Source organism: Saccharopolyspora oryzae, from assembly GCF_027853915.1.
GTDB classification, from domain to species: Bacteria; Actinomycetota; Actinomycetes; order Mycobacteriales; family Pseudonocardiaceae; genus Saccharopolyspora; species Saccharopolyspora oryzae.
Window position 1 is genome coordinate 1 of sequence record NZ_JAQGLA010000145.1, and the last position, 9,274, is coordinate 9,274.

At 71.5% G+C, this 9,274-nt stretch carries 8 protein-coding genes; 3 read left to right on the plus strand and 5 right to left on the minus strand.

Annotated features, from left to right (window positions below; all coding sequences use genetic code 11):
• Positions 1 to 192: 192 nt before the first annotated feature.
• The 3 genes from purE to OU415_RS37115 all read right to left on the minus strand — a co-directional run bounded on the left by purE (position 193) and on the right by OU415_RS37115 (position 2,816).
• Positions 193 to 681, minus strand: coding sequence for a 5-(carboxyamino)imidazole ribonucleotide mutase (purE, locus tag OU415_RS37105; protein ID WP_270954419.1), 489 nt, complete (start codon positions 679 to 681; stop codon positions 193 to 195).
• 52 nt (positions 682 to 733) lie between these two features.
• Positions 734 to 1,918, minus strand: coding sequence for a 5-(carboxyamino)imidazole ribonucleotide synthase (locus OU415_RS37110; RefSeq protein ID WP_270954413.1), 1,185 nt, complete (start codon positions 1,916 to 1,918; stop codon positions 734 to 736).
• A gap of 94 nt (positions 1,919 to 2,012) precedes the next feature.
• Positions 2,013 to 2,816 (minus strand): hypothetical protein, encoded by an 804-nt coding sequence (locus tag OU415_RS37115; protein ID WP_270954414.1) that lies wholly within the window; start codon positions 2,814 to 2,816, stop codon positions 2,013 to 2,015.
• Between the two features lie 196 nt (positions 2,817 to 3,012).
• On the opposite strand from OU415_RS37115, the gene OU415_RS37120 reads away from it, so the two are divergent.
• Positions 3,013 to 5,436 (plus strand): sigma-70 family RNA polymerase sigma factor, encoded by a 2,424-nt coding sequence (locus OU415_RS37120; RefSeq protein WP_270954415.1) that lies wholly within the window; start codon positions 3,013 to 3,015, stop codon positions 5,434 to 5,436.
• 62 nt (positions 5,437 to 5,498) lie between these two features.
• Positions 5,499 to 6,023, plus strand: a complete 525-nt coding sequence (locus tag OU415_RS37125) for a GtrA family protein (RefSeq protein ID WP_270954416.1) — start codon at positions 5,499 to 5,501, stop codon at positions 6,021 to 6,023.
• A gap of 96 nt (positions 6,024 to 6,119) precedes the next feature.
• Here OU415_RS37125 and OU415_RS37130 read toward each other — a convergent pair whose 3' ends face one another.
• Positions 6,120 to 7,394 (minus strand): ATP-binding protein, encoded by a 1,275-nt coding sequence (locus OU415_RS37130; RefSeq protein WP_270954417.1) that lies wholly within the window; start codon positions 7,392 to 7,394, stop codon positions 6,120 to 6,122.
• Between the two features lie 6 nt (positions 7,395 to 7,400).
• On the minus strand, positions 7,401 to 8,075 hold the full coding sequence (locus OU415_RS37135) for a response regulator transcription factor (protein WP_270954418.1): 675 nt from the start codon (positions 8,073 to 8,075) through the stop codon (positions 7,401 to 7,403).
• 174 nt (positions 8,076 to 8,249) lie between these two features.
• On the opposite strand from OU415_RS37135, the gene hisN reads away from it, so the two are divergent.
• On the plus strand, positions 8,250 to 9,032 hold the full coding sequence (gene hisN / locus OU415_RS37140) for a histidinol-phosphatase (RefSeq protein ID WP_270954421.1): 783 nt from the start codon (positions 8,250 to 8,252) through the stop codon (positions 9,030 to 9,032).
• The last annotated feature ends 242 nt before the right edge of the window (positions 9,033 to 9,274 follow it).

Sequence of the window (9,274 nt, forward strand, 5' to 3'; positions counted from 1 at the left end):
AGGCTACCACTCGATTGTGGAGACCGGGTTTTGACCCCGCGCCAGGCCCGGTCCGGTTTTCCCGGCCCGTGTCGCGCTGACCTGGATAACTTTACACACCCCGAAACACCCCCTGAACACCACCCCCTTTAAGAACAAAACCCCAGGTGAGACCGGGTTTTCCGGCTTCGCCCGGGGTTCGTCGGTCAGGGGTCAGGAACGGGCGGCCTTCTCCTGGAGGGCGGCGTCCTTGTCGAGGACCATGCTTTCGAGGTCCGACTGGAACTTCGCCATGTCCGCGCGGAGGCGGGCGCCGAGTTCTCCGGAATCCGCGGCGAGCGTGCGGACCGCGAGCAGTCCCGCGTTGCGGGCCCCGCCGACCGACACCGTGGCCACCGGGACACCGGCCGGCATCTGCACGATCGACAGCAGCGAGTCCATGCCGTCGAGGTGCTTCAGCGGAACCGGGACGCCGATCACCGGCAGGACCGTCGCCGAGGCGACCATGCCCGGCAGGTGGGCGGCACCGCCCGCGCCGGCGATGATCACGCGGATTCCGCGGTCGGCCGCGCTCCGGGCGTAGTCCAGCATCCGCTGCGGAGTGCGGTGCGCGGAGTAGACGCCGACCTCGAAGGGCACGTCGAACTCGGTGAGCGCATCTCCGGCCGCCTGCATCACCGGCCAGTCGGAGTCGCTGCCCATGATCACGCCGACCAGCGGGTTCTCGCCTGCCACGCTCGGACCTCTCTTCACGTCAGTGGATCTCGTAGCCGTCCGGCCACTCGGCGTGCGACAGCCAGTGCGCTGCCAGCCGAGCCTGCTCCCGCACTTCTTCCATGCGGTCGCCGAGGACGGTGATGTGGCCGAGCTTGCGGCCCGGCCGTTCGCTCTTGCCGTACAGGTGCACCTTCGCGTGCGGGAAGCGCGCGAAGAGGTGGTGCAGCCGTTCGTCCACGCTCATCGTCAGTTCGGTCGGCGAGCCGAGCAGGTTCGCCATGACCACCGCGGGCGCGGTCAGCTCGGTGGCGCCCAGCGGGTAGTCCAGGACCGCCCTCAAGTGCTGCTCGAACTGGGAGGTCCGCGCGCCTTCGATCGTCCAGTGGCCGGAGTTGTGCGGGCGCATCGCCAGCTCGTTGATGACCAGGCCGTCCTCGGTGTCGAACAGCTCGACCGCGAGCACACCGGTGACGCCGAGCGATTCGGCGATCTTCAGCGCGATCTGCTGGGCCTGCTCGACCAGTTCCGGGCCGGCGTCCGGGGCCGGGGCCAGGACCTCGACGCAGATGCCGTCTTCCTGGACCGTCTCGACCAGCGGCCAGACCGCGCCTTGTCCGAACGGCGAGCGCGCGACCAGCGCGGCGAGCTCGCGGCGCAGCGGCACGCACTGCTCGACGAGCAGCGGTGCGCCGCCTTCCAGCAGCTCGGCGACGGTGCGCTCGGCGCCGTCCGGGGTGTTGAGCATCCACACGCCGCGGCCGTCGTACCCGCCGCGGGCGGTCTTGAGCACGCACGGCCAGCCGTGCTCGGCACCGAACTTCAGGACGTCGGCGACCTCGGTGACCTCGGCGAACGGCGGCACCGGCAGGTCGAGCTCGGCGAGCTTGCGGCGCATCACGAGCTTGTCCTGGGCGTGCAGCAGTGCGTCCGGTCCGGGCTGGACGGACACCCCCGCCGCGGCCAGGGCCCGCAGGTGTTCGCCGGGGACGTGCTCGTGGTCGAAGGTGATCACGTCGCAGCCCTGCGCGAAGTTCTTCAGCGCTTCGAGATCGGTGTGGTGACCGATCTCGACGTTCGGCGACACGAGGGCGGCTGAGTCGTCCTTCGAGGTGGCGAGCACCTTCAGCGACTGCCCCAACGGGATCGCGGCCTGGTGGGTCATCCTCGCCAGCTGGCCGCCACCGATCATGCCGACAACTGGGGTTCCGGTCCGGTGGTCCACGCGGCCAGAGTAGAGCGGCGCAGGCCGTACACCTGCGCCGGCACCTACCAGAGCGACCCGCATCACACCGGATCCGTCCCGCGATGGCGGCCGCTCAGAGCGAGGTCAGGAGGTCGCACGCCGCTTCGTGGTCGGCGGGCAGCGGTTTCTCCCTGATCCGGACCTCGCGGCACACCTGCAGCGACGGATCCGCTGCGAGGCGGTGCTCGATCATGCAGCGGGCGTGGAGGCAGCGGGCCGACAGCTGCGGGGTGCGCTTGGTCAGCACCGCAGCGGTGGCCGGGCGCAGGAGGGACACCGTCTCCCCCGCGTCGAACGCCGTCCGCAGGACGTCGGCGATCAGCACCATCCCGATCATCCGCGAATAGGTGTCGGCCGGTCCGTCCAGCGAGACCGTGATCAGGGCGTGGTCCTCGCTCGCCGACCTGCCTTCGGCCCGCGCCTCCCGGTACACCTCGTGCAACCGGGTGCGCAGGTAGCCGACCGTGGTCAGCCCGGTCAGCGGGTCCTCGACCTCACGCCCGACCGACAGCCGCGCGATCACTTCGGCCCAGCCCAGCGCGGTGGTGCGCACCAGCGCCGTCGGCACCACGTCCGGGTCCGCCGACACGAGCCCGTCGTGGTCACCGGTCGCGACCGCGTGCAGCGCTGCCAGGTCCTGCAGCGTTCCGGCCAGGCCGACGCCGGCTTCCGCCCGCGCCGCGCCCAGGTCCGTCAACGGGTCCACCAGGTCCTCGTCCGAGACGACCGCCGCGCACACCACGTCCACCGCGTCCGACGCCCAGTCGCTCGGAAACGGCCACCCAGCGGCGAGACTGGCGGTTCGCCAGCGCGACCGCAGGGCCCGCTGGCGACCCTGCGCGATCGTCGCATCACACTTGAGCGGCCACTCCCTCATCCTCAACGCCCCTCCTTCGACTCCCTGTCATCGGGACGGAGCAAAGAGTCGCCCATGACGGTGCAAAGGATGGCATCCTCGCTGGGATCTAGATCACAATCGGTCCAACGGCGTCATGACCGACGCCGACCGGGACTCCCTTAGTCAGCAGCTCTGTCGGCAGATCTAGAGTCTCCCGCGGGGAGGAAGGTGCGGCGTGGCGACAATTCCAGCGGAAGTTCAGGGGCCCAGCGATGGCGAACTCCTGGAAGAGGTCCGCAGCGGCTCGTCCGCCGCGTACGCGCAGCTCTACGAACGGCACGTCGGCGCGGCCTACAACATGGCCCGCCAGGTCGCCAAGTCCGCCGCTGAGGCCGACGACCTGGTGTCCGAGGCGTTCGCCAAGGTCCTCGACACGCTGCGCGACGGCCGCGGCCCGAACACCGCGTTCCGCGCGTACCTCCTCACCGCGCTGCGGCACACCGCTTACGACCGCACCCGCCGCGAGCGGAAGGTGCAGCTCGCCGACGACGTGACGGAGGTTTCCGGCGCGGACGTCAGCGTGCCGTTCACCGACACCGCCGTCGCCGGCTTGGAGCGCACCCTCGCCGCGCAGGCCTTCGCCCGGTTGCCCGAGCGCTGGCAGACCGTGCTCTGGCACGTCGAGGTGGAGGGCCAGACCCCGGCTCAAGTCGCGCCGCTGCTCGGGTTGACGCCGAACGGCGTGTCCGCGCTCGCCTACCGCGCCCGGGAAGGCCTGCGGCAGGCGTACCTGCAGGTGCACCTCGGGCAGTTGGACGACGCCGAGTCCGGGGTCGAGCATTGCCGGGCGACGGTGGACCGGCTCGGCGCGTGGACGCGTCGCGGCCTGTCGAAGCGGGAGACCGCGCAGGTCGAGTCGCACCTCGACAACTGCGACCGGTGCCGGGCGCTGGCCGCGGAGCTCGCCGACGTCAACGGTGCGCTGCGGGTCATCATCGCGCCGCTGGTGCTCGGGGCATCCGCCACCGGTTACCTGGCCATTTCTTCTTCCGGTGGTGCAGCCGCCGGGGCGTTGGCCGCAGGGAGCGCGTCCGGTGCTGCCGGAGCGGCGGGGGCGGCGAGCGCCGGGCCGCGGCAGGCGGTCACCGCCGGGGTGGCGACCTCGGTGCTGGCCGCTGCGGTCGCCATCGCCATGACTTCCGGAACCGATCAGACCGTTCCGATGGCCGCTGAGCCGCCGCCCGCCGTCGCACCTGCGCCGCAACCGCCGGCTCCGGCACCTCAGCCGCCGGCACCGCTTCCACCTGCGCCGCAGCAGCCGCCCGCGCCGAGCCCGGCACCGCCGCCCCCGGCACCGCAACCTCCGGCACCGGCTCCGCCGCCAGCTCCGGCGCCGCCGCCTCCGCCTCCGGCGACGCCTTCGCTCAACGCGTCCGGTCCGGGGCAGCCGATCCAGCTGGTCGCCGGTGGGGATCCGGTCGACCTGCCGATCACCGTGAGCAACAGCGGTTCGGGCGACTCGGAGCCGGTCACCACCGAGCTGGCCCTGCCGCCGGGGGTCACCGCGCAGCTGCCCGGCGCGATGTCGTCGTCCGGGCCCGCCTCGACCACTCCGCAGAGCACGTCGATGCTGCGCGCTCAGCCGCCGGGCTCGCCGACGGTGACCTGCGAGACCACCCGGTCGACCACCATCACCTGCACCACCGACCGCGGGCTGCGGCCCGGCGAGTCGTTCACCTTCGGCTTCCGGGTGCGCGCCGACGAGTCGGCCGCCGGTGGCGAGATCACCGCGAACATCTCGGCAGGCACGGCGATCGAGCTGCACCTGAACGCGGTGCCGGTCGTGGTCAAGCCGCCGGCGCCGGTGGACGGCGTCGACCTGCTGGCCTGGGGTTGGTCGCACCTGCCCTGGGAGCAGAGCAAGATCACCATGGCGGTCCGCAACACCGGGACCAGCACCGGCCGGGCGGAAGCCGTCGCCGAGATCCCGGAGGGCGTGCAGGCGCAGGCCGTGCCGCCGCAGTGCGACGTGGCGCCGGACCAGCGCCTGGTCCGCTGCGCCGAGGACCTGGCACCAGGTGCCTCGTTCATCGGCGAGATGTGGCTGACCACCGTGCCGGACTACCCGCAGCCCGCTGCCGACCAGCCGCGGAGCGGGGACATGATCTCCCGGGACGTGACGGTTCCGGTCACCGCACGGCTCGGCTCGGCGAGCCGGAGCCAGCTGGTGACGGTGCAGCTGTGGTCGCCCGCTCCGGAACCGCCGAAGCCTCCGGAGTGCTGGTGGTGGCCCTGGTGGCCGCCGGGCTGGAACCACGGCCGGCCGCCGTGGTTCCCGTCCGATCACGGGGACCCGTGGCACTGCTGGTGGCCGGAGCCCGCGGTCCCGTCGCTGGGTCCGCCGACGACGTCCACGTCGAAGCCGACCACCGAGGACCCGACGAGCACGCCTCCGACGACGGTGCCGCCGACCAGCACGACGCCGCCCACGACGTCGACGCCGCCGACGACGACCGCTCCGCCGGAGACGACTCCGCCGACTTCGACGACGACGCCGCCCAGCAGCACCGCGCCACCGTCCAGTTCGGAGGCTCCTAGCAGCAGCGCACCGCCTTCGTCGAGCACGACACGCCCGCAGGAGGGTCCACAGCCCAGGTGAATCGGGTCTCGGGTTCCCACGGCTGGCGGCGCCCGCACGGCCCGGCTACGTAGACTCGGGCTGTGTCCGTCGTCGATTCGGTGCTGGCTCGTGTCCCACAGCGGTACCGGCAGCTCGCGATCCGGCACCGCGAGCTGTTGAAGTTCGGCATCGTCGGCGGGATCACCTTCCTCATCGACACCGGCATCTTCTACGCGCTGAAGCTGACCGTGCTCTCGCCCAAGCCCGTGACCTCGAAGGTCATCGCGGTGCTGGTGGCGACGATGGTGTCCTACTGGCTCAACCGCGAGTGGTCGTTCCGCACCCGCGGCGGGCGGCAGCGGCACTCCGAGGCGACGCTGTACTTCGCGATCAGCGCGGTCGGGGTCGGGTTGTACTCGGCGCCGCTGTGGGTGTCCCGGTACCTGCTGCACCTGCAGACGCCGTACACCAGCCGCTTCGTCGAGGAGATCGCCGACTTCACCGCGGCGCAGATCGTCGGGTTGCTGCTCGGCATGGCGTTCCGCTGGTGGGCGTTCCGCAAGTGGGTGTTCCCCACCGATCAGGCGGAGCAGGCTCCGGACCGCGACCGCGCACCGGTCAGCTGAAGTTCCGCGTTTTCGCAGGTCAGGTGCCGTGAGTCTTTTGCGGCGCTATGACGACAGAAAAGACTCACGGGTCGCCACCTGCGGAAGCGGCGCGGGTCAGCGCGGGGTGGGTTCGGACTTCCAGGGCAGGCCGAGGACGTCGTCGGCCCGGGCCACCGGGAGGAAGACCTCGAACATCGCCGGGCGGGCCTGGCTGAGCTCGAGGCGGCCGCCGTCGGCTTCAACCAGGGCCCGGGCCAGCGCCAAGCCGACGCCGGTGGAGCCGTGGCCGGAGAAGCCCCGCTCGAAGACGTAAGGCACCAGTTCGTCGGGAACGCCGGAGCCCGCATCGCTGACCTCGACGACGACAGTTCCGCCGCCTTGGCGCGCCGCGAGCGTGACGGTGCCTTCGCCGTGCCGGAGCGCGTTGTCGAGCAGGACGCCGATCGTTTCGCGCAGGCGGGTGGGCGTGACGCGGGCGAGCAGCTCCTCCTCCACCTTCAGCCGCAGGGTGCGGCCCGCGGCCTTCAGCGGTTCGCGCCACTCGGCCGCCACGTCGGAGAGCAGCGCTGAGATGTCGAGGGGTGCGGCGTCGCGGGCGCGGGCGGCGGTGGCTGCGGCGAGCAGGTCGTCGAGGACTCCGGAGAGGCGTTCTGCCTGTTCGAGGGCTGCGCCTGCTTCCTCCGCCACTTCCGGGTCGTCCGTCGCTGCCAGCGCTTCCAGCCGCAGGTGCATGGCGGTCTGGCGGCTGCGGAGCTGGTGCGACACGTCGCCCACCAGCTCCCGTTCGCGCTGGACCAGCTGGGACAGCGCGGCACCGGAGGCGTCCAGCGCATCCGCGACCCGGTCCAGCTCGGGGACCTGGTGACGCTGCGGGTCCGCGCGGAAGTCGCCCGCGCCGAGGCGCGCCGCGCGGGCGGCGACGTGGCGGAGCGGGTCGGACAGGCGTCGCGCGGTCACCGACGCCACGATCATCCCGGTACCGGCGGAGAGCACCACCAGCAGCAGGACCAGACCGGCGACCTGGATCTGCTGGGTCCGCACGGGAGCGCTCGGCGCGGCGATCGTCACCGTGCCGCTCTGCACCATCGGCACGCTCTCGACCAGCGGACGCTCACCAGGGTCGGGGCCGTAGGCGTAGTCGTGGGCCTGGGTGCGCACGATCAGCCGCGCGCCGTCGGGCACCGCCAGCCGTGCCGCGTTGAGGTCCACCGGGCGCTGCGAGGCGATCTGCTCGTCGAGCAGCGTCGCGATCTGCTGAGCGCGGGTGGACAGGTCGTTGACCGTGATGTCCTGGACGAGCTTGAGCGCGCTGAACCCCAGCGGCAGCCCGAGGACGACAGCGGTGACGGCGACGGCCAGCAGCGTGGCCTGCAGGATTCGACGACGCATCGCGGGTCAGTCCGCGTTGAAGCGGAACCCGACGCCGCGCACGGTGGCGATGCGGGTCTCGTCCAGCCGGCCGTTGCTGTCGCTGAGCTTCCGGCGCAGCCAGGAGATGTGCATGTCCAGCGTCTTGCTGCCCTTGCGGTCGGACTCCGGCCAGACCTCCTCGAGGATCTCCTCGCGGGTCACCACCTGGCCCGCGTGCTGCATGAGCACCCGGAGCAGCTCGTACTCCTTGTTCGCCAGCTGCACCTCGTGCTCGTCGACCAGCACCCGGCGGGCCGTCAGGTCGAGGCGGACGCCGGAAGCCTCCAGCGTTTCCGGGGCGCCGCGGCGGAGCAGGGCCCGGATGCGCGCCATCAGCTCGGCGAGCCGGAACGGCTTGGCCACGTAGTCGTCGGCGCCCGCGTCCAGGCCGACCACGAAGTCGACCTCGTCGGTGCGGGCGGTCAACATCAGCACCGGCAGACCGCGGCCCTGGGAGCGCAGCCGGCGGCACACCTCCAGGCCGTCCATCTCCGGCAGTCCGAGGTCCAGCACCAGCAGGTCGATCCCACCGGAGGCGGCGGCGCGCAGCGTCGAAGGACCGTCCTCTATGACCTGGACGGTGTAGCCCTCGCGTTGCAGCGCCCTGGACAGCGGCACAGCGATGGCCGGGTCGTCTTCTGCCAGCAGCACCACGCTCACACCACCAGCCTAGAGCCTGTCCCCGGGGGCCCTTTGCGTAACGGTCCGAGTAGCGGTTTCCACGGCGAACTCGATTTGCGCGGCGGTGCGGTTGAACACCTCCGAGGTTTCGGCTCGTCGAAGGTGATCTCGTCCGGTGTCCTGGCTGCCGATGACGTCGAGCTGCGGGCTAGGGTGCCTGGCGTGACCAGCGATCTCGACCTCGCCCTGCACCTCGCCGACGTCGCCGACGGCATCACCAGCAGCCGGTTCCGGGCACGGGACCTGAGCGTGGACCGCAAGCCCGACCGGACCCCGGTCACCGACGCCGACCTCGCGGTGGAGGACGCGGTGCGCGAGGTGCTCGCCGAGCACCGGCCGGACGACGTCGTCGCCGGGGAGGAGCGCGGCGGCTCGGCGGGCGCGGGCCGGGCGTGGGTGCTCGACCCGATCGACGGCACGAAGAACTTCCTGCGCGGCATTCCGGTGTGGGCGACGCTGATCGCGCTCGTCGACGGTGGTCGTCCGGTGATCGGCGTGGTCAGCGCCCCGGCGCTGGGCAAGCGCTGGTGGGCGGAGACCGGGACCGGCGCCTGGTGCCGGACCGGTGCGGCGGAGCCGGAGCGGATCTCGGTGTCCGGGGTTCGCGACCTCGGCGACGCGTACGTGTCGACCACGCACCTCGGGACCTGGGTGGAGCACCACTCGCGGGAGTCCTACCTGCGGTTGGTCGACGCCTGCTGGGAGAACCGGGCGTTCGGCGACTTCTGGCAGCACTGCCTGGTCGCCGAGGGCGTCATCGACATCGCCGCGGAACCGATCGTGAACCCGTGGGACGTCGCGGCTGCGCAGGTCCTGGTGACCGAGGCCGGCGGCACCTTCACCGACCTGACCGGCACCCCGCGCTACGACGGCGGAACCGCGCTGTCCACCAACGGCCACCTGCACGCCGAGGCGCTCACCCTCCTCCAGCGCTGAGCCCCTGCGTCGAGCACGATTTCCATTGAAATCGGACGTCCGATTTCAATGGAAATCGCGGCTGTCGGCGTGTCATGTCCCGACACGCCGGTGGCTGTGGACAACTCCCGCAAAATCAATGAGGTGATCTCAGTGGAATGGGGATGGCCGGTGGCCTGGAGAGATGTGGGCGTGGGGTCCTGGTAGAAGAAGGTCTCACCACAAGATCATTCTTCAGGCCAGGACCCCACGTGATCACCTAT